The organism is Streptomyces sulphureus DSM 40104 (genome assembly GCF_000381025.1).
Classification (GTDB): Bacteria; Actinomycetota; Actinomycetes; order Streptomycetales; family Streptomycetaceae; genus Streptomyces; species Streptomyces sulphureus.
In genome coordinates this window covers 213,211-238,599 of record NZ_KB905819.1, presented here as the reverse complement: position 1 = coordinate 238,599, position 25,389 = coordinate 213,211, and the positions used below count along the sequence as shown (strand labels likewise).

Genomic DNA, 25,389 nt, shown 5'->3' with positions numbered 1-25,389 from the left:
CGACGGACGGGTGGAGGGCGGCGCTGTCACCGCCGCCCGAGCTCCTCGGCGAGGACGGGTCCGATCACCGCTCGGGAGTCGGGGTGCGTCATGAGGGCGTGCGTGCAGGGCACGTCGTGCACCCGCAGGACGCCCTCCGTGTGCGGGTGCCACATCGCGGGCGTGAGGCCGCCGGACGGGTCCTCGTCCGCGGCGCGGAAGAAGAGGACGTCGCCGGGGAAGACGCGGGGCGAGTGGTGGCGCATCAACCGTGCCTGTGCGGCGAAGTTGGCGACCATGGTCTCGATCGTGCCGGGCTCCAGGGCGCCGAGCGGGCTGCCCGCCTCCCGCAGCGCGTCCCGTACCGCACCGGCGTCCAGGTCCTCGTCGCTCTCCCAACTCGACGCGGCGAAGCCGAGGTTGGCGAGGAGGGCGCGGAAGACGGCGCCGCGGCCCGCGTCCTCCAGGCCGTCGATAGGCGCCTTCGGGTAGGCGTCGAGGAGGGCGAGCAGCGCCACCTCCTCCCCCGCCTCGCGGAGTTGGACGGCCATCTCCTGCGCGACGTTGCCGCCGAAGGACCAGCCGAGCAGGTGGTAGGGCCCGTGCGGACGCACGGTGCGGAGCTCCTCGACGTAGCCGGCCGCCATCTCCCCGATACTCGCGGGGAAGGGGCGGTCGCCTTGCAGGTTGGGGGTCTGGAGGCCGTACACCGGGCGGTCCTCGAGGTGTTGGAGGAAGCCGGCGTAGGGCCAGGCGAGGCCGCCCGCCGGGTGCACGCAGAAGAGCGGCGGGCGGGCGCCCCGGGTGCGCAGCGGCAGCAGGGTGGCGAGGTCGGCGCCCCGGGTCCCCGTGCCGCTCTCCTCGGCGGCGAGCGCCTCGGCGAGCGCCGCGGGTGTCGGGGCCTCGAAGAGCGCCCGGATGCCCAGCCCCACGCCTGTGGCGCCCTCGACGCGGGCGAGGAGCCGCGCCGCGAGGAGGGAGTGCCCGCCGAGCGCGAAGAAGTCGTCGTCCGCCCAGACGCGTTCGGCGCCCAGCACCTCCGCGAAGAGGGTGCAGAGCAGGTCCTCGCGCGGGCCCGAAGGCGGCGTGCCGGCCTGCCGGAGGAGGTGCTCGTCGGCCGGTTCGGGGAGTGCGGCGTGGTCGAGCTTCCCGTTGGGGGTGAGCGGCAGCCGGTCGAGGAGGACGAAGGCCGACGGCACCATGTAGCCGGGGAGTTCCCCGGCCGCGGCGGCGTGCAGCGCACCGCGCTCGGGGGCCGCCGAGGGACCGTCTTCGGGGACGACGTACGCGACGAGCCGCCCGCCCGCGTCGCAGGAGGCACCGCGCACCGCGACCGCGGCCCGCGCCACGCCCGGCAGCCGCTCCAGCACGGCGGAGACCTCGCCGGGCTCCACCCGGAACCCGCGCACCTTCACCTGCTCGTCGGCGCGGCCGCGGAACTCCAGCCCGTCCGCCGTCCATCGGGCGAGGTCGCCCGTGCGGTACATCCGCGCCCCGCCTCCGGCGAACGGGTCGGCGACGAACCGGGCGGCGGTCTCGCCCGGCCGGTTCAGGTAGCCGCGCGCAAGGCTCGCGCCCGAGAGGTACAGCTCGCCCGTGGCGCCGGGCGGGGACGGGCGCAGGAAGCGGTCGAGCACGTACGCGCGCGTCCCGTCGACGGGCTCGCCGAGCACCGGGCGCTCGGCGCGGTGCAGCGGGAGGCAGAGCGTGTCGACGGTCGCCTCGGTCGGCCCGTAGAGGTTCCACGCCGTCAACCCCGGTTCGTCGCGCAGGCGTTGCCACAGCGCGGGCGGCACGGCCTCGCCGCCGAGCGCGAGCACCAGCGGGCGGTGTCCGCCGGGGCTGCACAGGCCCGCGTCGAGGAGCGCCGACGCGTGGGTCGGTGTGGTCTCCAGGACGTCGATCCGCTGCTCGCGCACCATCGCCGCGAGGGCTGCGGGGTCGCGCCTGGTGTCGGAGTCGACGACGAGGAGTTCGTGGCCCTCCAGCATCCACAGGACCGGGTCCCAGGAGGCGTCGAAGGAGAGCGAGGCGGTGAGCGCGACGCGCAGCCGCCGTCCGCCCGCTGCGGCGCACGCGGGCGCGAAGAGCGCACGCCTGTGGTGCTCCCACAGGTGCGTCAGCGAGCCGTGCTCGACGACGACGCCCTTGGGCCTGCCCGTCGAACCGGAGGTGTGGACGACGTACGCGGCGTCGCACGGCTCCGGGCCCGATTCCGTGAACGGCGGTTCCGACGCCGCGAGCTCGGCCGCTGCCCGCGGCGCGGCGAGGTCCACGAGATGCCAGGGGCCGTCCGGTACGCGTGCGGCCCCTGCGGTCACGACGGCGGCGGGACGGGCGTCGCTCAGGACGGCGGCGACCCGCGCGGGCGGAAGCCCGTCGTCGACGGGGGCGTAGACGGCGCCGGCCGTGAGGACGCCGAGGAGCGACGTGAGCGAGTCGGTGGAGCGGGGCAGCACCACGGCGACGGTCTCGCCGCGCCGTACGCCGCGCTCCCGGAGGAGGCGGGCCAACGCGGCGCTCTCCCTGGCGAGTTCGCCGTAGGTGAGGGCTGAAGCGCCGGCGCGTACGGCGACCTCCTCCGGGTGCGCGGAGGCGGTCGCGGAGAAGCCGGCCACGACGGTCGGGTGGGCGGGCGCCGACGCGCCGCCCTCGCCACGGGCGAGGAGGTGCGCGCGCTCGTCGGGGCCGAGCGGCTCGTGCGTGCTGAGCGGGGCGTCCGGTTCCGCGAGGGCGCTGTGCAGGAGGGCGGCGAAGGAGTCGGCGAGCCGCTGCGCCGTCGCCGCGTCGAAGAGGTCGCGGCTGAACTCGAGTACGCCTGTGAGCGCGCCCGCCGCCTCCTCGGTGAAGGCGAACGAGAGGTCGAACTTGGCGCCTGCCGTGTCGACGCCCTCGACGGAGGCGTGCAGCCCCGGCAGGTCCAACTCCGGCCGCCCCGCGTTGTTCAGCGAGAGCATCACCTGGAAGAGCGGGTGCCGGGCGAGCGACCGCGGCGGCGCGAGACTCTCCACCAGCGCCTCGAAGGGGAGTTCCTGGTGCGCGTAGGCGGCGAGGTCGGCCTGGCGCGCCCGCGCGAGGAGGGCGCGCAGGTCCGGGTCGCCCTCGGTGCCGAGGCGGAGGACGAGCGTGTTGACGAAGAAGCCGACGAGCCCGCCGAGCGCCTCCTCGGAGCGCCCGGCGACCGGGCTGCCGACGACGGTGTCGGTGCCCGTGCCGTACCGGTCGAGCAGCGCGGCGAGGAGGGCGTGGAGCGCCATGAACGTGCTGGCGCCCTCCTCCTTCGCGAGGGCGGCGAGCCGGCGCCCGTCGGACGCGTCCAGCGGGATCGGCACGCTGCCGCCCTCGCCGCTCGCGGCCTCCGGTCGGGGGCGGTCGCACGGCAGGGGGAGTTCGGCGGGCGCGTCGGCCAGCGTCCTTCTCCAGTAGGCGAGTTGCCCGGCGTGGAGGCTCTCCGGGTCGGAGGGGTCGCCGAGGAGTTCGCGCTGCCAGAGCGTGTAATCGGCGTACTGCACGGGGAGCGGTGACCAGTCCGGGGCGCGGCCCGCGCGACGCGCTGCGTAGGCGGCGGCGAGGTCCTGCGCCAGCGGGCCCATCGACCAGCCGTCGGCCGCGATGTGGTGCACCACCACCAGCAGTGTGTGCGACTCCTCCCCCTCGGTGAACAGCTCGGCGCGCAGAGGCGGTTGGTGGGTCAGCGCGAATCCCCGGCGCGCGGCCGCCCGCAGCAGCCCGGCGGCCTCGCCGGGGCTGCACCGCGTGACCGGCAGCGGAGGCCGTGCGTCGCCAGGGGCGAGCACCCGCTGCACGGGGGTGCCCGGTGCGTCCTGCGCGTCAGGGAAGACGGTCCGCAAGCTCTCGTGCCGCGCCACGACGTCGCAGAGCGCCGCGCGGAGCGCCGGGACGTCGACGCGGCCGCGCAGTCGGACGGCCATCGGCAGGTTGTATGAGGCGTCCTGCGGGTGGAGCCGGTTGAGGAACCACAGCCGCTGCTGCGCGAAGGAGAGCGGGACGTGCGCCGGGCGCTCGTGGAGGGCGCGCAGGACCGGGCGTCCGCGGGCCGCGCCGGTGAGGCGGCGTGCGAGGCCGGCCGGGGTCGGGTCCTCGAAGAGGGCCCGGACGGGGAGTTCGGCGCCGAAGGCGGCGCGGACGCGGTCGACGATCCGCGTCGCGAGGAGCGAGTGCCCCCCGAGCGCGAAGAAGTCGGCGTCACGGCCCACGTGTTCGGCGCCGAGGCACTCGGCGAAGAGCGCGCACACCAGCTCCTCCTGCGGCGTACGGGGCGCCTCGCCCGTTGCCGGCCCGGCGGGTGCGGGCTCGGGCAGCGCCGCGAAGTCCGTCTTGCCGTGCGCCGTCAGCGGGAGCTCGTCGACGAGTGCGAGGTGGCTCGGGACCATGTAGCCCGGCAAGCGCGAGGCGGCGAACGAGCGGAGCGAGACGGCCGAGGGTGCGGCACCGGTCTCCGGGACGACCCACGCGGCGAGGCGTCCACCGCCCGGCGCCTCCCGCACGGCCGCCGCCGCCCGGCGTACGCCGGTGTGCGCGGCGAGGGCCGCCTCGACCTCCCCGGTCTCCACGCGGAACCCGCGCACATTCACCTGCCCGTCCGCACGGCCGACGAACTGCAGCTCCCCGCCCGGGAGTCGGCGCACCAGGTCGCCCGTGCGGTACATGCGGCCGCCGGGCGGGCCGTAGGGATCGGCGAGGAACCGCTCGGCGGTCCGGCCGTGCGCGCCGTCGTAGCCGCGCGCGAGCCCCGCGCCCGAGAGGTAGAGCTCGCCCGTGGCGCCGGGGGCCGCGGGCCCGAGGTACGGGTCGAGGACCCTGGCCCGCACGCCGGTCACCGCGCGGCCGAGGTGCGGCGTCGAACCGGCGGTCACGGGCGCCGCGGTGCTGTCGACCGTCGCCTCCGTCGGGCCGTAGAGGTTCCACACGGACACCCCGTGCAGCGCGGCCAACTCGCCCCACAGGGCTTCGCCGACGGGCTCGCCGCCCAGCGCCACCACCGTCGGCCGCGGGCTGCCCGGCGCGAAGAGGCCGCAGGCGCGGAGCTGTTCGAGGAGGGAGGGTGTCGTCTCGACGACGTCGATGCGGCGGGCGCGGAGGAAGGCGACGAGCGCCTCGGGGTCGCGCCGCGTCGCCTCGTCCACCGTGTGCAGCTCGTGGCCCGCGACCATCCACAGCAGCGGGTCCCAGGACGCGTCGAAGGTCGGCGCCGCGGTGAGCGCGACGCGCAACGGACGGCCGCCGTGGGCACGTTCGGCCGGTTCGATGAGCCGGCTCCCGTGGTGGCGCAGCAGGTTCGCCAGCGAGCGGTGCTCGACGACGACGCCCTTGGGCGCGCCCGTCGAGCCCGAGGTGTACAGGACGTAGGCGGCGTCGGTGCCGCAGGGCCCCTCCTCGGGCGGAAGCGGTGCCGAGGCCGTGCGCTCGGCCGGCGGGGCGTCGAGATGGAGCGTGGGCGCGTGCCACTCGGGCAGCGCGCGGGAGCAGGAGCGCTCGGTGAGGAGCGCCGCGGGGCGGGAGGAGCGGAGGATCTGCATGTTCCGCTCCGGCGGGTGCGAGGGGTCGAGCGGCACGTGGACGGCGCCGGCGCGCAGCGTGCCGAAGACGGCGGAGACCTGGCGCGCCGAAGGGGGCAGCGCGACGGCGACCCGGTCGCCCCTGCCCACGCCCGCGGCGGCGAGGCGGTGCGCCACCGCGTCCACCTCGACCGCCAGGTCGCCGAACGGGACGGCCCGTTCCGCGTCGACGACGGCGGTACGCGCGGGCGTCACCGCCGCCTGCGTCGCGAGGACGTCGCAGATGCTCTGCATCGGCGCCGGTTCCGCCGGTCCCTCCTCGCCACCGTTGTCGAGCGCCGCTTCGCGCTCCTGCGCCGTGAGCATCCCGAGGCGGCTGAGCGGGAGTTCGGGCTCGGCGAGGGCCGAGCCGAGGAGGCGGGCGAAGTGGGCGGCGAAGCGGCGTGCCGTGGCCTCGTCGAAGAGGGCGCTGCTGTACTCGACGGAGCCGGTGAGCCCGGCCGGCCGGCCATCCGCGTCGTGCTCCTCCGCGAGGTCCCAGGTGAGGTCGAACTTGGCGGTCGGCCGCTCCGCCGCGACGGGCTCCGCACGCAACCCCGGCAGCTCGACGTCCTGGCGCGGCGTGTTGTTGAGCGCGAGCATCACCTGGAAGAGCGGATGGCGGGCGAGGGACCGCGGCGGCGCGACCCGCTCCACGACCTGCTCGAACGGCACGTCCTGGTGCGCGTAGGCGGCGAGGTCCGCTTCCCTCGTACGGCACAGGAGTTCGCGGAACCCCGGATCACCGCCGGCGTCGACGCGGAGCACGAGCGTGTTCACGAAGAACCCGACGACGTCGTGGAACTCCTCCGCCTCCCGCCCGGCGACCGGCGTGCCGACGACGAGGTCGTCCCCGGCGCCCAACCTGTGCAGCACGGCGACGAGCGCGGCATGGAGCACCATGAACGGACTGGTGCCCGCCTCCCTGGCGAGCGCGACGACCGAGCGGTGCACGGCCGCGTCCAGACGGAGCGGAACCCGGCCGCCGCGGGGCGCGGCACGCGGCGGACGCGGCCGGTCGAAGGGGAGCGGCAGCTCCGGCGGGGCACCGACCAATGCGTGTTCCCAGAAGTCGAGTTGGCGTGCCGTGAGCGAGTCGGGGTCCTCCCTGCTGCCGAGGCGGGCGCGCTCCGCGAGCGCGTGGTCGGCGTACTGGGCCGGCAGTGGCGGCAGTTGAGGCGCGCGTCCGGCGCGGCGTGCGGCGTAGGCGTCGCCCAGGTCGCGGACGAGCACGCCCATCGACCAGCCGTCGGCGGCGATGTGGTGGAACGTCAGCGCGAGCACGTACGTGTCCGCGACTGCGGCGAGCGGGGCGACGAGCGCCTGCACCGGCGGCCGGGCAGCGAGGTCGAACTCCGGCACCGGCAGCGCCTCGGGCCCGGCCACCGCTGCCGCGACGTCGAGCGCGACCCCGCACTCGTCGGCGGGCAGCACCACCTGGTGGCTGCCCTCCGCGTCCTCACGGTAGACGGTGCGCAGGGCCTCGTGCCGCGCGACGAGGTCGGCGAACGCCCGCTGGAGCGCGGCGAGATCGACCTCTCCTTCGAGCCGGACGACGGCCGGGACGTGGTACCGCTCGCCGCCTTCCCCCATGCGCTCCAGCAGCCACAGCCGCTGCTGCGCCGCCGACAGCGGGAGCCGCTCGGGGCGCTCGGGAGCGCTCGGCACGGGTTCGGTGTCCTCCGCCTCCAGAAGCGCGGCGATCCCCGCGACGGTGGGCGAGGCGAAGAGGGCCCGTACGGGCAGTCGGACGCCGGTCTCCTCGGCCAACCGCGTCAGCAGCCGCGTCGCGAGGAGGGAATGGCCGCCCAGCGCGAAGAAGTCGTCGTCCCTGCCTGCCTCTTCGAGGCCGAGGAGCCCGGCCAGCACCCTGCCTACGGTCTCCTCCGCAGCCGTCCGGGGCAGCGCGCGCTCGCGGGGCGCGGGGACGCGCGGGGGCGGAAGCGCCGCGGTGTCCAGCTTGCCGTTCGGGGTGAGGGGCAGCCGGTCGACCGCGGCGTACGCGGTGGGCACCATGTACGAGGGCAGCGCTGCCGACAGCGCCTCCCGCACGGCGAGTTGCTCACCGCGCAGCGCCGTGCCCTGCTCGTCCGCGGTGGGGACGAGGTAGGCGGCGAGCTCGCCGTGCTCCGTACCGCCCCGCGGAACGACCGCGGCCTGCGCGACGCCCGGCAGCGCGGCGAGCGCCGACTCGACCTCGCCCGTCTCGACGCGATGCCCGCGGACCTTGACCTGGTCGTCGCTGCGTCCGACGAACTCCAGCACACCGCCTTCGCCCCAGCGGGCGAGGTCGCCCGTGCGGTACATCCGCGCTCCCGGCGGGCCGAAGGGGTCGGCGAGGAAGCGGTCGGCCGTCGGACCCGGCCGTCCTGCGTAGCCGCGGGCCAGGCACTCGCCCGCAAGGTACAACTCGCCCACGGCGCCGGCCGGGAGCGGCTGGAGCGCCGCGTCCAGCACCTGGGCGCGGGCGCCGCGTACGGGACGGCCGATCGCCGGTGCGCTCCCCGCGATCCTGGTCGTGACCGCGTCGACGGTCGCCTCCGTCGGGCCGTAGAAGTTGTAGGCGAGCAGCCCGGGTTCGCCCGAAAGCCGCTGCCACAGCTCGTCGTTGACGGGCTCGCCACCGAGCGCCACCACCCTCGGCCGGTGCGCGCCCGGCCGCATCAGTCCTGCGGCAAGGAGCTGCCTGAGAAAGCTCGGCGTCGTCTCGATCACGTCGATCCGGTGGGCTTCGAGGAACGCGACGGTCTCCTCCGGATCGCGTCTCGCCGCCTCGTCGACAAGGTGGAGCTCGTGCCCCGCGAGCATCCACAGCAGCGGGTCCCAGGCGGCGTCGAAAGCGGTGGACGCCGTCAACGCAACGCGCAGGCGGCGCCCCTCGGCGCGCGCAGCTTCGGCGTGCGACTCCGCGCGGTGGTGCTCCAGCAGATTGCCCAACGCCCGGTGCGGGACGAGCACACCCTTGGGTCGACCCGTCGAGCCCGAGGTGTGGACGAGGTAGGCACCGTCGTCCGGCTTCGGCCCCTGCGGGGCTGGTGCGGTGCGGTGGGCCGTGGCGGGCAGGGACGTGCGGGAGTGGTCGTCAGGTATGTCGGTCGGCATTCCGACGCGGTGGGCCGCGTCGTGCAGCCCGGCACGGGCTTGCTCGTGCGGTGCATCGGCCGGTGCTCCGACGTCGCGGGGCTGGTCGCCGGAGGCGTCGGTCGGCGCTCCGGCACGGTGAACCGCGTCGTGCAGCCCGACGCGGGTTTGCTCGTGCGGTACGCCGCTCGGCGCTCCGACACGGTGAACGGCGCGGTGCAGCACCGTGCGGACCAGGGTTCCCTCGGGGGCCCGCCGTGCCGCGGGGCCGTCGGGCTCGCAGAGGAGGAGCACCGGTCTTGCGTCGTGCAGGAGGTGGGCGATCCGGTCGGCTGGAGAGGCCGGGTCCACCGGCATGTAGACGGCGCCGGCGCGCAGGACGGCGAGCAGGGCGACCACCGTGTCGACGGAACGGGGCAGCGCCACGGCGACCGTCGTCCCCCGCACCGCGCCTTCCGCGTGCAGCACGGACGCCAACGCCTCTGCTGCACCGTCGAGTTCGGCGAAGGTGAGGGCGTGTGCCCCGTCGCTCACCGCCGTCTTGTCCGGCGTCTCCCCGGCCTGCCGCGCGAGCTCCTCCGGGACGGTGGACGGCTCCCTCCCGAGAGGCGGCCCCGCGGCCAGGGCGAGGACACCGGCCGACTCCCCCGGTGCGACGGCCCGCAGGGACGCGACACGGCGTGCGGGGTCGGCGGCGAGGGACTCGGTCAGATCCAGGATGCGCTCCAGATGGCCGGCGAGCGCGGCGGGTCGGTGGAGCGCCTCGTCGGCGAGGACGTCGACGCGGGCGCCGCCGCCTGCGCCCGGGTGCACCGCGAGGGTGAGGTCCTCCACCGGGCCGAGCGCCAGGTTGTGCAGGGTTCCGGAGGCCGGTCCGAACCTCAGGTCCTCGTCGAAGGCGAGCACGTTCACGGCGGGCCCGGTGAGCGGCTGACCCGGCAACAGACCGCGCTCACGCCGGAGTTCCTCGACGGGGTAGCGCTGGTGCCGGAGCACGCCCCGCATGCCCTCCGTCACGCGCCGCAGCAGGCCGCCCGCCGTGTCGCTGGCCGAGACCTGCAAACGCAACGGCAGGACCTGGGACATCATGCCGGGCGTCGCCCGAGCCGTGCGGCCCTGACGGCCGGTCACCGGCATGCCGAGGACGACGTCCTCCACGGCGCGCACCCGGTGGGTGTAGAGCGCCGTGGCCGCGACGAAGAGCGCCGGCCAGGCGACGCGCACACTGCGTGCGGCCTCGCGGAGGCGGTCCCAATCCATCGGCGCGATACGGGAGTTGTGCCCCACCGCCTTGTGCGCGGGGTTGGCGGCCGCTTCGGCGAGGCGGACAGGGGCTGGGGCGCCGTCGAGTCGACGTCGCCAGTACTCCGCGTCCTGGGAGCGCTCGGGGGACGCGTTGTAGCGGAGGTCCTCCTCGACCAACGGGGCGAGCGGCAGGGGACGTTCGGGCACGGAGGCCCCCTGGGCGAGCAGGGTGTAGGTCTCCGCGATGCGGCCGAGGACGAGCGCGGCGCCGTAGCCGTCGAGGACGGCGTGGTGCGTCCTGAGGTGGAGAAGGTGGCGGCTGGGGGCCAGCCGGAAGAGGGCCGTGGCGGTCACCGGGACGCCGGTGGGGTCCGAAGGAGTGGCGAGGTCTTCCCACATGAGGTCGAGAGCGGTCGCCTCGGCTGCCGGGTGCCCGGACAGGTCGGTGAGCGGCACCGCGATGTCGAGCCGCGGGTGCACGAGTTGGCGGCCGTCGTCCGACCCCGTGAGGGTGGCGCGCAGAGCGTCGACCTCGTCCGTCACCCGGGCGACGGCCTGGTGGAGGAGCGACGGGTCGAACTCGCCGCGTACGTCGACGTATTCGGCGATGGTGTGGGCAGTGCTCTGCGGGTCGAGTTGCTGCGCGAACCACAGGGACCGCTGGGCGGTGGTGAGCGGCAGTCGCGCCGCGTCCACGTCGGTCATCGGCGCCGCCCCCTGCGAGAACGCCTTGGAACCCCTCACGTCCAACACCCCTCCACTCCGTGCAGACTTCCGTGCAGGCGTCGTTCACACCTCACACACGCTTGCGTCAACCTGCATTCGCGGCGGTGGGTGACGCGGATTGCCGTGTGACATGGGTCATAAGTGCCGCTTCTTCGGCGCAACAGGGTGATGCACGGCCTGAGTGGCTCCTCAACTCGCCTCGTTTTATTGCGAGTTGGGCGTGAGCGGCGAGATACGACCAATCCGCTGAGGACCGCGCCACCGAACCCCTTCCGACACACTTCCGCGAAGTCGCCTCATACACGAAGGAGTTCATGTATGCACCGCTCGTTGACCCTCCGCAGGACCGCCGTCACCGCGTGCGTGGCGCTCCTCTCCTTGGCGGGCGGAACAGCCTCGACGTCGGCCCACTCCGGCCCCCGGGCCGACACACCGGGCACGCAACAGGCGGCACACGACTACCGGGGCACCCAGGGCTTCAACCTGTGCCTACTGGCACGCTGCACACTCGGAACGGGGAGCCCCGGAGCCGGACTCTCCCAAATCCAGGGCGGCAACCTCTGCTTCCTCGCGACGTGCGACGTCGGGGCGTGAGCCGGGTGCCCAGATTTCGGCGCTCCGGATTTCGTCGAGACGGCCCGCGCGTATGCGTACGCCACCCGTACCCATGGGCACGTGGCGCAGGCGACAACCGGCACGGGTACTCCGGGAATACCGACCGCACGGGCACGGACCGCAGTTCGTGCGGCCGCCGCCCCGCGTGATCGCCGCTCGTGCGGCGCCGCAACACTCGTTCAACCGAGCCGCCGGTGCCGCACGTCGTACATGCACCCGTCGAAATGCCGAGGCGGGACGCCGCTCAAGGACGCAACCCGTGCCGGGCGCTGCCCGCGAGATCAGCCGCGCGGACGACGCTCGCCCGGCACCGCGACACTCGTTCAGCCCGGACGCCGGGCACGCCACGCATTGCCGCGGATGCCCGCCATGCTGCTGGGCGGGCAAAGGCAGATCCTACGAAACCCGCCCGGGGCCGGCTCATAGACGTGGCCGCCGCGGACACCCCTTGAGCGGGTGCCGCTCATGCGGGGGCAACTTGAGCGGGCGCAGCTCGTACGGGCGCAGCCGTCCGGGTCCAGCGGACGAAGAGAGCGGCGACGATGGACGCCCCAACCGCTCGATACACGCCCACCTGACAACGCCGCTCTGCCACCGAACGCGCCCGCCCATGACGATGGCCGGAGGCCGACCGACCCCCGGCCGTCCGCAGCGCCCCGAACGACGAAGGTGACGCACCCGCAGCCCCGCCTTCGTGGCACCCCACCATCAGGCCTCTCAGACGCGCTGCCCACGCAGCGCGACGAGCCCCACGACGCAGCCGATGGTGACGATGCCCGTCAGCACACTCAGGAGTATCTGCAGCACTCCGTCGAACGCCAAGCTCGTGAAGACGTTGACACCGAGCGCGGCAACGAGCAGCACCCAGAGAAACGATTTCATCTTTCCCCCGCATCATCGACAGCCGGACCGAATACGTTCCAACCGATCCTTCCTTTTCCCGAACTTCCCCGCGAGGGGGTTAACCGGAGAACAGGAAGTACGGTCCGCCCCCGCCTCCGTTCCGAAACGCGGTCCACTGCTCCGACTTCGCCCAACCGCCAGAGACCACTGGCCGAGGCATCTTGGGATTCCCGAACCGTGATCGGCAGCCCGTAGCGCTGACGCTGTAGCGCTTCGCCCCGTGACCATAGCGAGGTCCATGACTCATGACCCTGGTTAGGTCCGCTGGTCAGTAGCCGGGGGCCGTGCTGTGGCCGATGGGCCTGGCCCATCGCTGTGCCCCGCGACACTGATCCCTCATCGTGCCTGTGCCTGTGGCCGTGCCTGTGGCCGTGCCCGTGCCCGTGCCTGTGGCTGTGGCTGTCGCTGTGGCCGACCCTGATCGAAACTGTGCCCGATGACCGGCGGTTGCGGCCCCCGGCCGGGCGACACCTCCAGTCCCTGGCTGCGCCCAACAACCGTGGACATGACCGCGTCCCGGCTACCCGTGTTCCGCGTCCGGTGCCTGTACCCGCCGCGGCGCCCATAACCTCCACCGGTGCTTCCAGAACATGGCCACGGCCTAGCCGCACTCCAACACCCCCCACAGCCGCACTACTCGGAATCAGCCGCCGCACCTGCCCCCGAACCAGAACTCCCCGCCCCGGACCCGGCACCGGCCCCGGAGCCGCCCGAGCCACCACCCGACCCGGAGATCGCCCCCGTACCGGAACCGGCCGCCGGACCCTCCCCGGGAGAGGGGCCCGACCCGGACGCGGGGGCGCCCGCCGTCTCCGATTCGCGGGCTTCGAAGGTGAGCCGGTCGCCTTCGCTGACGTCCACCCTGACCGCGCTGTGCGAGGGGAGTTCACCGCGAAGGAGCTTCCTGGACAGCTCGTTGGTGACCTCTCGCTGGATGGTGCGGCGCAGCGGACGGGCGCCGTACGCCGGTTCGTAGCCGTGGCGGGCGATCCAGTCGACGGCCGCCTCGGAGAACGTGATCTCGACGTCCTGAGACCGGAGTTGCTGCCTCGTCTCGTCGAGCATCATGTCGGTGATCTGACGAAGCTGATCGTCGGTGAGCTGGTGGAAGATGACGATCTCGTCGATCCGGTTGAGGAACTCCGGCCGGAAGTGCTCACGCAGCGGACGCAGGACGCGCTCCCTGCGCGCCTCCTCCTCCCGTGCCTCGCCCTCTTCGCCGCCGGAACCGAAGCCGAGGCGCGGACCGCGCTGCGAGATCGCCTCGGACCCGAGGTTGCTCGTCATCACGATGACGGTGTTGCTGAAGTTGACGGTGCGGCCCTGAGCGTCCGTGAGCCGACCGTCCTCGAGGACCTGGAGGAGGATGTTGAAGACGTCCGGGTGCGCCTTCTCCACCTCGTCGAGCAGGAGGAGCGAGTACGGGTTCCGCCGCACCGTCTCGGTGAGTTGGCCGGCCTCCTCGTGCCCGACGTACCCGGGGGGAGCCCCGACGAGCCGGCTGACGGTGTGCCGCTCCTGGTACTCGCTCATGTCGAGGCGGACCATCTTCTCCTCGCTGCCGAAGAGCGCCTCGGCGAGCGCCCTCGCCAACTCCGTCTTGCCGACGCCCGTGGGCCCGAGGAAGAGGAAGCTGCCGATGGGCCGGTCCGAGGGGGCGAGCCCCGCACGGGAGCGGAGGACGGCGTCCGAGACGACGGTGACCGCTTCCTCCTGACCGATGACGCGTTCCCGCAGGTGCTGCTCGAGCCCCAGCAGCCGATCGCGCTCCTCCTGGGTGAGGCTGCTCACCGGAATACCGGTCTGGCGAGCGACCACTTCCGCTATGGACTCGACGGTGACCTCGGCGATCCTGTCGTGCGGCTCGCTCCGGTCGCTGCTCTCCTCGATCTGCCGTTCCAAATCGGCGAGCCTGTCCCGCAGTTGGGTAGCCCGCTCGTACTCCTCCGCGCCAACGGCCTGGTCCTTGTCGCGACGAGTCTGTTCGGCTTCCCGCTGCATCGCGCGGACGTCGCTGTTCTGCGTCGAGGAACGCATCCGCACCCGAGCGCCCGCCTGGTCGATGAGATCGATCGCCTTGTCGGGAAGGAAGCGGTCCGTGAGATACCTGTCCGACATCTCGACGGCAGCGACAAGCGACTCGTCCGTGTACCTGACCTGGTGGTGGGCCTCGTACCGGTCGCGCAGTCCGCGGAGGATCTCCACGGTGTCGGCCGTGGTGGGCTCGGGCACCATGATCGGCTGGAAGCGGCGGGCGAGCGCGGCGTCCTTCTCGATGTGCCGGCGGTACTCGTCGAGCGTCGTCGCACCGATCACGTGGAGCTCACCGCGAGCGAGCGCCGGCTTGAGGATGTTGCTCGCGTCCATGGCGCCGCCCTCACCGCCGCCACCGGCCCCGACGACCGTGTGCAGCTCGTCGATGAAGACGATCACGTCGTCGCTCTGCGACCGTATCTCGTCGATCAGCCCGTTGAGCCGCTCCTCGAAGTCGCCCCGATAACGGGTGCCGGCGACCAGCGCGGAGAAGTTCAACTGAAGGACTCGGCGGTCGAGGAGGTTCTCCGGGACGTCGCCGTCGGTCATCCGCTGTGCGAGCCCCTCGACGACCGCCGTCTTGCCCACACCGGCCTCGCCGATGAGGACCGGATTGTTCTTCCCCCTCCGCGCGAGGACCTCAACGGTCTGCTCGATCTCCTGATCGCGGCCGATCACGGGGTCGATGTCCCCCGCGGAGGCGAGCTGCGTGAGATCGCGCCCGAACTTGTCGAGGTTGGGTGTACGGCTGCCGCCCCTGCCGCCGGCCCGCATGCCCTGCGGTCCGCCGCCCTCCTGCCCGGGACTCTGGGAACCGGTGGCTCCTCCGGGACCGCCCGCTGACTTGCCCGGTTCGAAGCGCGCCGCGTCGAGGATGCGTCCCGCGGTGGAGTCCTTGTTGGCGGCGAGCGCCAGCAGCACGTGCTCCGGCCCGATGTACGTCGACCCGGCGGCGCGTGCCACCTGGTGCGCGTCGAGGAGGGCACGCTTCGCCGAGGGGCTCACGGAGATCGACGTCCGGGAAGGCCCTTCGCCCGCGTGGCCGTCGATCTCGGCGGCGAGCGCGTCCGGGTCGGCACCGGCGCGCGCGACCATGGTGTGCGTAGGTTCCGCCGCGAGTGCCGCCCTGAGCAGGTGCTCGGTCTCCAGGTCACTGTTGCCGTGCTCGGCGGCGTAGGAGGCGGCGTCGGAGACGAGCTGCCTGGCAGGTTCGCTCAGCAGCCTCAGGAAGTCCTGCGCCCGCGAGTCGTACGGCCTTCCGGAACCCGCGGCGCCGCCGAAGAAACGGGCCAGGAAGTCGCCGAACGGGTCCCTGCCGTTGTAGTCGTCGGACCCCATGAATGAACTCATCGCTGCCACCCGCTGGCCCCGGCCGCACCGCAGCGGCAGGGGCCGGATCGGTTACATGCAATCTGCGGAGGGGCGGGTTCCACGCCGCCCGGGTCGGCAAACGGAGTCCCACCAGGACCGCGAGGCACCCGACGACAGCCCGGCGTCCCGTCGCCTCGAAGAACCGGTGAAGCCACCACCGAGCCCCCTTCCCTGCATCGGGAGAAGCCCCGAAGGAGCACAGGACTCCCCAGCCCTCCGAAGCCACGTCCACCGCCGTCAACTCCCCACGACCAGGGCACCCAGCCACCGCGCACCCGGGTACGACGACCGCGCGCACCTCGCCGCATCATGAGCCGACTGCCCGAGACACCGGGCTCCGACGGACCCCGAACCGCGCCAGCCCCGAGGACTCCCCCGGGACGGCCGGGCCCCGCTGCCAAGACCGCCTCGGCCGGTCGCGCGGCCACTCAGACGGTGAGCACGATCTTCCCCCTCGTGCGCCCCGTCTGGCTGAGGCGCCAGGCTTCACCGGCCTCGTCGAGGGGAAGGACCCGATCGAGGTTGACGCTCAACTTGCCCTCCTCGGCGAGGTTTCCCAGGGCGGTGAGGTCGTCCGCGTCGGGCCTGACCCAGACGTAGTGGCCGCCCTTGCCGACGGCGCCGGCATCGGTGATCGACACGACCCTGTCCGGTCGCTTCAGCACCTTCTGCGACACATCGACGGCGCCGTCGCCGATGAAGTCGAGCGCCGCGTCCACGCCTTCGGGCGCCAACTCGCGGACCCGTTCGGCGAGTCCGTCCCCGTAGGTCACCGCTTCGGCGCCGAGGGAACGCAGGTACTCGTGGTTGCGTTCACTTGCCGTGCCGATCACACGCGCGCCCCGCGCGACCGCGATCTGAGTGGCGAGCGAGCCGACACCACCCGAGGCGGCGTGGACGAGCACCGTTTCCCCCGAGGCGACGCCGACGCGTCGCAAGGACTGGTACGCCGTCAGGCCGGCGAGCGGCAGGCCCGCTGCCTCCTCCCAACTCAGGGCGGCCGGCTTGTGGGCCACCATCCTCACGTGCGCGGAGACCTGCTCGGCGTAGGTGCCGTTCTGCGCCCAATCCTTCCGGGCATAGGCCATCACCTCGTCGCCGACGGCGAACTCCGGTGTGTCCAGACCGACTTCCTCCACGACCCCGGCGACATCCCATCCCGGAACGAGCGGAAAACCGACCACCATCATCGAGTCGAGCCCGCCGGCAGCGAGCTTCCAATCGACCGGATTGACGCCGGCGGCCTTCACTCTGATCAGGACCTCAGCCGGAGCGACCTTCGGCTTCGGCAGCTCGACAAGCGCGAGGTCGTCCGCGGAACCGTACTTCTCCAGTGCAATCGCCTTCATGCTGCTCACAATGCGCCGCCTTCCCTGCTCATTCCGCACATCGCCGCGCCCGCTTCCACCACCGGCACCACAGCCTCCGCTCCTCTCCGACCCGCCCACCCGACGAGCCAAGCAACGAGCAGCCCGGTGCACTCGAAAACGGGGACTACTCCACGCTTCTCGACGAGAGGAACGCTACCATCGGATCCGGGGACCGCTCCACGCCTGTGGAAAACTCCCCACCGCCCCCAACCAGCAGCAGCTACACCGCAGTTCGAGCCCCGGCGACGGAACCAGCCCACCCCGAAGGAGCCCCATGCGCCGCGACGCGCAGCGCAACCGAGAATCCCTCGAGTCCTCGGCCCGCCAGGTCTTCGCCGAACAGGGCCTGCACGCACCGCTGGACGAGATCGCCCGCCGCGCCGGCCTCGGCAACGCGACCCTGTACCGCCACTTCCCCGACCGCGCGGCCCTCGTGGAAGCCGTCTTCCACGACACGTTCACCCACACCCTGGAGATCGGTGTCCACGCACGCGCCGCGGCCGACCCGTGGCGCGGCCTCGTCTCCTACCTGGAACGCCTCTTCGCCGAACTCACCGAGGACCGCGGCGCCAACGAACTGCTCACCACGGAGTTCACCGGCGCACACGCCCTGCGCGAGCTGCACACGCAGAACCGCGAGACGCTCGCGCTCCTCCTCGACCGCGCCCAGCGCCAGGGCGCCGCACGCAGCGATGCCACCGTCGAGGACCTCCTCTTCGCCCTCGCCGCGCTCGGCCGCGCCGTGCCCGCGCTGGCGAAGGCCCAACCGCAAGCGTGGCGGCGCCAGTTGCGCCTCCTCCTCGACGGCCTCGGCGCCTCGGACGCGCCCCCGCTTCCCGGCCCCGAGCTGTCCGAGCAGGCCCTCGACGAAGCACTGCACGCCCTCGGCCCACGCCCGCACCGCCCGCGCAAGCCATAGCCCGAACCGGTCGGCGAGCACCGCGCCGGACACCCCGCACGCCCCGCCGGATCGCCCTCCCCGCACCGTGCACACGTCACCTCAAGCCACCCGCCCGGCCCCGGAACACCCCTCCCTCCCAGCGCTCACCAGCCCCACCGACAACTCGCGGCGGCACACCCGAAGTAGCCGGTTTTGACCGTTTTCCCCCTTAGGGTGACCCCGTGACTCTCCGCGACCCGGTCCCGCCGCCCGCACCTGCGACGCAGCAACAGCAGCAGGCCGCCCCCGTCACAGCCGACCTCGTACTCCCCTGCCTCGACGAGGCCAAGGCGCTCGGCTGGGTGCTTGAGCGCGTACCGCCGGGGTGGCGGGCGCTCGTCGTGGACAACGGCTCGACCGACGGGTCGGCCGAGGTGGCCCGCGCCCTCGGGGCCGAGGTCGTCCACGAGCCGCGCCGGGGCTTCGGGGCCGCGTGCCACGCCGGGCTCCGCGCGGCCGAGGCCGAGGTGGTCTGCTTCTGCGACTGCGACGCCACCCTTGACCCGTCCCTCCTCGTCGACTTCGCCTCCGACGTCGCCTCGGGCACCGCCGACCTGGTCCTGGGCCGCAGAAGGCCGCAGAAGTACGGCAGTTGGCCGCTCCACGCCCGTGCGGGGAACCTCGCCCTCTCCCACCTGCTCCGCCGCCGCACCGGCCTGAGCCTCCACGACCTCGGCCCGATGCGCGCGGCCCGCCGCACGGCGCTCGAGGACCTCGGCCTCACGGACCGGCGGAACGGCTACCCCCTCCAGATGGTGGTCCGCGCCGCCGACGCCGGCTGGCGCATCACCGAACGCGCCGTCCCCTACCTCCCGCGCACCGGCGCCTCGAAGGTCACCGGCACCTGGCGCGGCACCTGGCACGCCGTCCGCGACATGCGCGCCGTCCTCCGCGAACCCGCGCCGGCGCGCACCGCGCACGCCCCTCGCGACCGGTTCCGCACGCCGGAGGACAGGACAGCCCCATGACCGACCCTCAGCCGGCGCCCGCGCTCCCCGACGCTCCCCCTTCGGGCCCCACCACGCTCCTCGTCCTCGCCAAGGAGCCCGTGCCCGGCCGCGTCAAGACCCGCCTCACCCCGCCGTTCACGCCCGAACAAGCCGCCGTGCTCGCCCGCGCCGCCCTCGTCGACACCCTGCGCACCGCGCTCGCAGTCCCTGCCCGCCGCCGCGTCCTCGTCCTCGAGGGAGAGCCGGGACGCTGGCCCGGCATCCCCGCCCCCCGAAGCGAACACACCGCCTCCCGGCCACTGTTCGACGTCGTCCCGCAGTCCGAGGGCAGACTCGACGAACGCATCGCAGCCGCCTTCGCCTCCTGTACCGGGCCCACCCTCCTGATCGGCATGGACACCCCGCAACTCACCGCCCCTCTCCTCGCCCCCGCCCTCAGCGACGACGCATGGCGCCAGCACGACGCCTGGTTCGGGCCGGCGCTCGACGGCGGCTTCTGGGCGCTCGGCCTCGCACGCCCCGACCCGGCCCTGCTGCTCGGCGTCCCCATGTCCACCCCGCACACCGGCGCCGAACAACTGCGCCGGCTCGCCGAGTCCGAGCTGCGCACCGGCCGCCTCCCGCTGCTGCGGGACGTCGACACCGCAGCCGACGCGCGCTTCGTCGCGACCCAGTCCCCGCACAGCCGCTTCGCCCGCACCCTCGCGCGCCTCAACACCCGCCAGGGCACGGCCCGATGAGCACCACGGCACCGCCCACGACGACGCACCCGTGGAGCGCCGACCCCTACGCCACCGCGCTGCGCACCGGCACGGGACCCCTCTACCTCAGGCGCTCCGACGGCTGGCTCCTCCCGCTGGAGGTCGAGCGCTGGTGCGGCGTCCCCGACCCGGCGGACCTCAGCGCGCTCCGCCGCTGCGAGGGCCCCGTCCTCGACGTCGGCTGCGGCCCCGGTCGCCTCGCGCGCGCCCTCGCGACGTCGGGGACGTACGCGCTCGGCATCGACGTCAACGAGGCAGCCGTCGCGCACGCGTCCGGCCGCGGCGCGCACGCGCTCCACCGCTCCGTCTTCGACTCCCTGCCGTACGAGGGGAGTTGGCGCACCGGCCTCCTCCTCGACGGCAACATCGGCATCTCGGGCGACGCCTCCGCACTCCTCGCCCGCCTCGCCTGCCTCGTGGAACCCGGCGGTCTGCTGCTGGTGGAGACGGCCACCGTCGAAGTCGACGAGCGCGTCCTGGTCCGCTTCGACGACGGCCGCGGCGGCTGCGGAACGCCCTTCCCCTGGGCGCGCGTCGGGCCCCGTGCGCTCCAGGCGCACGCGCGAGCAGCCGACTGGTCGGCCGTCGAGCAGTGGACGGCCTCGGGCCGTGCGTTCACCGCGCTGCGTCGCACTTGAACCGGCCGAGTCGCGATGCCCACCCGCTTCAAGGCCCGTGAGGCCCACCGCAGATGACCACCACAGGCACGACGCCCCCGGACCAACGCCCGCACGCTCGGCGACCCTCGCCCCCAGGGGCCCGCCCGGGCGCACGCGACCTGTACGCCGTCGCAGCGGTCGCCGCGCTCGTACTCGCCGCGTCCCTCATCGGTGTCGAGATCCAGCGCCACGGCCAGATCCTCTACGTCGACGCGCCCCCGCTCTACGCCGAGTGGCTGCCCCACGTCGGCCCGGGGACCCCTGCCGCCCTCCTCGTCGCGGCGGCCGTCGTCGCCTACGGGCCGCCGCTCGCCGCCCGACTGGGGCCGCGCGCACTGCCGTTGGCGGTGTGGGCGGCCTCCGCGGCGTGGTGCTGGTCGCTCGCGCTCGTCGACGGCTGGCAGCGGGGCGTGGCCGGGCGCCTCCTCCAGCGCCACGAGTACCTCCTCGGCACCGACAGGTTCGACCCTCTCCTCCCGGCCCTGCGCACCTTCACCGACCACATCCTCATCGACTCGGTCGACCACTGGCCCGCCCACATCGCGGGCCACCCGCCAGGCGCCGTCCTCACCTTCGTCGGCCTCGACAGGATGGGACTCGGCGGAGGGGCCTGGGCCGCCGTCTGGTGCCTCACGGTGGGGAGTTCCGCCGCGGCCGCCGTCCTCTGCACCCTCCGCACCCTCGGCGGCGACGTGCTCGCCCGCCGCGCAGCGCCCTTCCTCGTCCTCACACCGGCCGCCGTCTGGATCGGCGTCTCGGCCGACGGGTACTTCGCCGCCGTCGGCGCCTGGGCGCTCGCCCTCCTGGCCGGCGCCGCCACGGGCACCGCTAGGAAGCCGCGCCTCACGGCCGCAGCCTCGGGCCTCCTCTTCGGCATCCTCTGCCATCTCTCGTACGGACTCGTCCTTTTCGCCCTTCCCGCGCTCGCGGTGCTCCTCCTCGCACGCTCTGCGCGGCCGCTCGCCCCCGCGCTCGCCGGGGTGTGCGCCGTGGCACTGCCGTTCGCGCTCTGCGGGTTCAACTGGTGGGAGGCGTACCACCTCCTGACGGCGCGCTACTACCAGGGCGTCGCGGCCACCCGCCCGTACGCCTACTGGGTCTGGGCCAACCTCGCGTGCACCGCCCTCGCCACCGGGCCGGCCGCCGCGGCGGGCGTACGGAGGCTTCTGGCGCGTACACCCCGCGCGGTGACGCGGCTCCGCGCCCGTCGCGCGCGCGGCGCCGACCGCGCGACGCTCTTGGTCGCCGCGCTCCTCGCCGCGCTTCTCCTCGCCGATGCCTCGGGCATGAGCAAGGGCGAGACGGAGCGCATCTGGCTGCCGTTCATGGTCTGGCTCCCCGCAGCCTGCGCCGCGCTCCACCGCAACCGGAGTTGGCTCGCCGCCCAGGCCGCACTGGCGCTCCTCCTCAACCACCTGCTCCTGACCGGCTGGTGAACCGGATCGGGTCGCCCCGTATCGACCCGCTCGACGCAAAGCACTCATAAGCGTCATTCAGCAACCCGGAATCAAACGGCGCCCCGCATCGGTTCTTTACCTGTACCCCCCGTCCTCACCGTGCGCCAACTGCCCTAAGCAGCAGGTTTGTTGGGCTTTGTCCCGCACCGCCACCCACACACATACTGCTTTGGTAAACTAACTATTAACGTTTCTTTGATATCCCCTTGACCTACCTGTTCTCTCACGCCCGCTGGAAGCGCCCGGAGGAGACATCCGCTTGCCGCCGCACCCCCGTACAACCGCAGCCCCCGACATCCGACGTCGCTTCGCCGCCGAGAGGGAGTGGTAACCCATGGGACACGCAGACACGTTGATCGCCATGGGCGGGGCGTTCGTCGCCGCCGCGGTCCTCGCGCGGCTCGGCAACCGCATCGGGCTGCCCACCATCCCGCTCTTCATCCTGGCCGGCATCCTCCTGGGCTCCAACACCCCCGGCTTCGTCCTCCTCGACGACCCGCACGACCTGGAGATGCTCTCCGCGCTCGGCCTCGTGCTGCTGCTGTTCTACCTGGGTCTCGAGTTCCACATGGACGACCTCAAGAACGGCGGCAGGAAGATGGCCGCCGCCGGGGGTCTCTACCTCGCGCTCAACGTCGGCGCCGGTCTCGCCTTCGGCTTCCTCCTCGGCTGGGGCACCTCGGAGGCGCTCGTCCTCGCGGGGGTGCTCGGCATCTCCTCCTCGGCGATCGTGACGAAGACGCTCGTCGACCTCGGCCGCATCGGCAACGGGGAGACCAAGCCGATCCTCGGCATCATCGTCGTCGAGGACATCTTCCTCGCGCTCTACCTCGCAGCCCTCCAGCCGGTCCTCTCCGGCGCCGACGACCTCGCCGCCGCCTCGCTCCAGATCGGCAAGGCGTTCGCCTTCCTCCTCGCACTGGCGCTCCTCGCGCGGTTCGGCACCCGGATCGTCGGCCGCGTCTTCGCGATCAAGGACAACGAGCTACTGGTGATCTCCTTCCTCGGCGCCGCCGTCCTCGTCGCGGGGATCGCCGAGGAGTTCGGGGTCGCCGATGCGATCGGCGCCTTCATGGTCGGCCTGATGCTGGGCAACACGGCTTCCGGGGAGCGCATCAGGGAGCTCGTCCACCCGCTGCGCGACGCCTTCGCCGCGATCTTCTTCTTCGGCTTCGGACTCTCCATCGACCCGGGCGACCTTCCGAGCGTCATCCGGCCCGTGCTGATCGCGGTGGCGCTCACCGTCGTCATGAACGTCCTCGCCGGGCTGGTCGCCGGACGGCTCTACGGCTTCGGTCGGCAGCAGGCGGCGAACGTCGCCACCACTCTGCTCGCCCGCGGAGAGTTCGCCCTGATCCTCGCGACCATGGCCGCGTCGGCCGGACTCGACGACCGGCTCTCGCCCTTCATCGCCGGGTACGTCCTCATCCTCGCGATCGTCGCGCCGCTCATGGCAGGGCGCTCGCACTGGCTCGCCAAGGTGCTCCCCAGGAGCGCCGAAGCCGACGGCTCGCACGACGCCCTCCCGGCCCGCGAACCGGAGCCGGCCGAACGCTGATCCGTCGTACATGCTTCGGGCCCCGGCGGCTGCCGGGGCCCGAAGCGTGCTCCTGCACCGTCAGCGCCGCGCGTGCCGCCCGCGCCCGTTGCGGTGCGGCGGGGACTGCTCGGCCGGGGCACCGCCGGCCTCCTGCGGGAGGGGCGCGGCGCCCTCGACCGCGTCGACGGTCGGCACCGCCGGCGTCTCCTTCTTGCCGGCCTTGCGCGCGCGCAGGTACTCGATGACGATCGGCAGGATCGACAGCAGCACGATGCCGACGAGCATCATCTCGATGTTCTCCCGCACCGCCTCGATCTGCCCTAGCGCCGCCCCGAGGAGCGTCACGCCCGCGCCCCAGAGCACACCGCCGATGATGTTGAAGGTGACGAAGGAGCGGTACCGCATCCGGCTCACGCCGGCGATGATCGGCGTGAAGGTCCGCACCACCGGCACGAACCTCGCGAGCACCAGCGACTTGGGGCCGTGCTTCTCGAAGAAGGCGTGCGCCTTCTCGACGTTCTCCTGTTTGAACAGCTTCGAGTCGGGACGCTTGAAGAGCGCGGGCCCGACCTTCCGCCCGAAGAGGTAGCCGACCTGGTCACCGACGACCGCGGCGATGACGATCAGCAGGCACACGAGCCAGAGCGGGAAGTGGAGGTACTGGTCGGTGGCGACGAGCAGCCCCGTGGTGAAGAGCAGCGAGTCACCTGGGAGGAAGAAGCCGATCAACAGGCCGGATTCGGCGAAGACGATCGTCAGGATCCCGATCAGTCCGAACTGCTGGATCAGATAGTCCGGGTCCAGCCAGCTTGGACCGAGGGCGAGATCAACCACGGGGTGCTCCTGATCAGGGATGCGGCGGGACGGCATGTCCACCACAGCCACGGGCGGACGTCACACGCTACCAACGCCCTTGCTCACCTCCACCGTTCCCGTTCCGACGCGACGCCTACGGAGCAAGCCGGGACCGAGCGCTCCGCATGCACACCCGCACCCCGCGTCACCTACGTCCCACTCGGAGGTGAGCAGCCGTCCGTTCACTACTGTTCTGCGAGGATTCCACCCCGACCGCGAGGCTGCATCTCCCGCTCACGGCCCGGTAGGCTTTCCGTGTGATCTTCAAGCGAGTCGGAAACGGACGGCCGTACCCCGACCACGGCCGGGAGAGCACCCGGCAGTGGGCGGACGTCGCCCCACGCCCGGTGCGCCTGGATCAGCTCGTCACCACCAAGGGCCAGCTCGATCTGGAGACCCTCCTCGCGGAGGACTCCACCTTCTACGGCGACCTCTTCGCGCACGTCGTGAAGTGGCAGGGCGACCTCTACCTGGAGGACGGGCTCCACCGGGCCGTCCGGGCAGCACTGCAGCAGCGCCAAGTGCTCCACGCCCGCGTCCTCGAACTCGACTGAGCCCGGCCGCAACCCCCGTGCGGCGCACCGCCGTTGAGCCTTTCGGGGACGGCGCGGTCCGGCCATTGATCATCTAGTACGCAGGCGCGGTCTTCGGCACTACGCTCTGCATATGAGCATGCTCACTCCCCCAGGCATGGGCGGGAAGTACCGCATCAAGGGCGACCGCTATCCGCGTATGCGCCGCCCGCGTGGGCGTCGCAGGCTGATTCTCGGCACCGTCGCGGGGTTGGCTGCCGCCGGACTGCTGGGGTGGGGGACGCTCCAGCTCGTCGACGTCTTCTCCGGCGACGGCACTCCGGCCTCGGCCTCCGACTCCGACTCGCGGGCCTGCGCGACACCGGCCGCAGCGAAGAACGGCGCCCCCTCCTCCGCCTCTCCGCCGCTCAAGGGCGCAACAGCGCCGAAGCCCAAGTCGATCACCGTCAACGTTCTCAACGCCACCGAGCGCAGCGGGCTCGCCCAGTCCACCGCCGACGAGTTGGAGAAGCGCGGCTTCAAGGTCGGCAAGGTGGGCAACGCGCCCGGAAGCCTCGACAAGAAGGTGAAGGCGGAGGGCCTCCTGCTCGCCGCCCCCGGCGCCGAGAACACCACGCGGCTCAAGGTCCTCGGGACGCAGCTCGAGGGCGCCGACACCAAGTACGACGACCGCGACGGCGACGAGGTCGACCTGGTACTCGGCGACGGCTTCAAGAAGTTGACACCGCAGAAGGACGCGAAGGACGCCCTCGCCGCGCTCAGCGGTACCGTGCCCGCCGCCTCCGCCTCGCCGCGCTGCTGAGCGGCGCGGC

General features: G+C 73.1%; 14 protein-coding genes. 9 read left to right on the top strand and 5 right to left on the bottom strand.

Annotated features, from left to right (window positions below; genetic code table 11):
- Window positions 1-26: 26 nt before the first annotated feature.
- Entirely contained in the window at window positions 27-10,616 is a 10,590-nt protein-coding gene (locus tag F603_RS0120315) for an amino acid adenylation domain-containing protein (RefSeq protein WP_019547813.1), read from the bottom strand.
- Window positions 10,617-10,907: 291 nt separating this feature from the next.
- On the opposite strand from F603_RS0120315, the gene F603_RS0120310 reads away from it, so the two are divergent.
- Window positions 10,908-11,183: a hypothetical protein gene (locus F603_RS0120310; protein WP_019547812.1), complete on the top strand. Its 276-nt coding sequence runs from the start codon at window positions 10,908-10,910 to the stop codon at window positions 11,181-11,183.
- A 738-nt stretch (window positions 11,184-11,921) separates the two neighbouring features.
- Here the strand turns inward: F603_RS0120310 and F603_RS35420 are convergent.
- The 3 genes from F603_RS35420 to F603_RS0120295 form a co-directional block, all read right to left on the bottom strand.
- The gene (locus tag F603_RS35420) at window positions 11,922-12,086 is read right to left on the bottom strand and encodes a hypothetical protein (protein WP_169379078.1); all 165 of its coding nucleotides are present in this window, start codon (window positions 12,084-12,086) and stop codon (window positions 11,922-11,924) included.
- 654 nt (window positions 12,087-12,740) lie between these two features.
- The gene (locus tag F603_RS32465; RefSeq protein WP_019547810.1) at window positions 12,741-15,479 is read right to left on the bottom strand and encodes an ATP-dependent Clp protease ATP-binding subunit; all 2,739 of its coding nucleotides are present in this window, start codon (window positions 15,477-15,479) and stop codon (window positions 12,741-12,743) included.
- A gap of 461 nt (window positions 15,480-15,940) precedes the next feature.
- The gene (locus F603_RS0120295; protein ID WP_019547809.1) at window positions 15,941-16,861 is read right to left on the bottom strand and encodes an NADP-dependent oxidoreductase; all 921 of its coding nucleotides are present in this window, start codon (window positions 16,859-16,861) and stop codon (window positions 15,941-15,943) included.
- A gap of 295 nt (window positions 16,862-17,156) precedes the next feature.
- Here F603_RS0120295 and F603_RS0120290 point away from each other — a divergent pair, with 295 nt between their 5' ends.
- The 6 genes from F603_RS0120290 to F603_RS0120265 all read left to right on the top strand — a co-directional run bounded on the left by F603_RS0120290 (window position 17,157) and on the right by F603_RS0120265 (window position 23,207).
- Window positions 17,157-17,801 (top strand): TetR/AcrR family transcriptional regulator, encoded by a 645-nt coding sequence (locus F603_RS0120290; protein WP_019547808.1) that lies wholly within the window; start codon window positions 17,157-17,159, stop codon window positions 17,799-17,801.
- A gap of 203 nt (window positions 17,802-18,004) precedes the next feature.
- Window positions 18,005-18,790, top strand: a complete 786-nt coding sequence (locus F603_RS0120285; RefSeq protein ID WP_019547807.1) for a glycosyltransferase family 2 protein — start codon at window positions 18,005-18,007, stop codon at window positions 18,788-18,790.
- A complete protein-coding gene (locus F603_RS0120280; RefSeq protein ID WP_019547806.1) occupies window positions 18,787-19,512 on the top strand; it encodes a TIGR04282 family arsenosugar biosynthesis glycosyltransferase in 726 nt (241 codons plus the stop codon). The genes F603_RS0120285 and F603_RS0120280 overlap by 4 nt, the downstream gene beginning before the upstream one ends.
- Window positions 19,509-20,171: a class I SAM-dependent methyltransferase gene (locus F603_RS0120275; protein WP_019547805.1), complete on the top strand. Its 663-nt coding sequence runs from the start codon at window positions 19,509-19,511 to the stop codon at window positions 20,169-20,171. The genes F603_RS0120280 and F603_RS0120275 overlap by 4 nt, the downstream gene beginning before the upstream one ends.
- A 53-nt stretch (window positions 20,172-20,224) precedes the next feature.
- On the top strand, window positions 20,225-21,628 hold the full coding sequence (locus tag F603_RS0120270; RefSeq protein WP_019547804.1) for a hypothetical protein: 1,404 nt from the start codon (window positions 20,225-20,227) through the stop codon (window positions 21,626-21,628).
- Window positions 21,629-22,010: 382 nt separating this feature from the next.
- Window positions 22,011-23,207: a cation:proton antiporter gene (locus tag F603_RS0120265; RefSeq protein WP_026328577.1), complete on the top strand. Its 1,197-nt coding sequence runs from the start codon at window positions 22,011-22,013 to the stop codon at window positions 23,205-23,207.
- Between the two features lie 60 nt (window positions 23,208-23,267).
- On the opposite strand, the gene F603_RS0120260 is transcribed toward F603_RS0120265, so the two are convergent.
- Window positions 23,268-24,023, bottom strand: a complete 756-nt coding sequence (locus tag F603_RS0120260) for a DedA family protein (protein ID WP_019547802.1) — start codon at window positions 24,021-24,023, stop codon at window positions 23,268-23,270.
- A 278-nt stretch (window positions 24,024-24,301) separates the two neighbouring features.
- On the opposite strand from F603_RS0120260, the gene F603_RS0120255 reads away from it, so the two are divergent.
- Window positions 24,302-24,598 carry a type II toxin-antitoxin system VapB family antitoxin gene (locus tag F603_RS0120255; RefSeq protein WP_016906346.1) on the top strand — a complete coding sequence of 99 codons (297 nt, stop codon included), beginning with the start codon at window positions 24,302-24,304 and terminating at the stop codon, window positions 24,596-24,598.
- Between the two features lie 112 nt (window positions 24,599-24,710).
- Complete coding sequence (locus tag F603_RS0120250) at window positions 24,711-25,379, top strand: LytR C-terminal domain-containing protein (protein WP_158678662.1); 669 nt, start codon at window positions 24,711-24,713, stop codon at window positions 25,377-25,379.
- The last annotated feature ends 10 nt before the right edge of the window (window positions 25,380-25,389 follow it).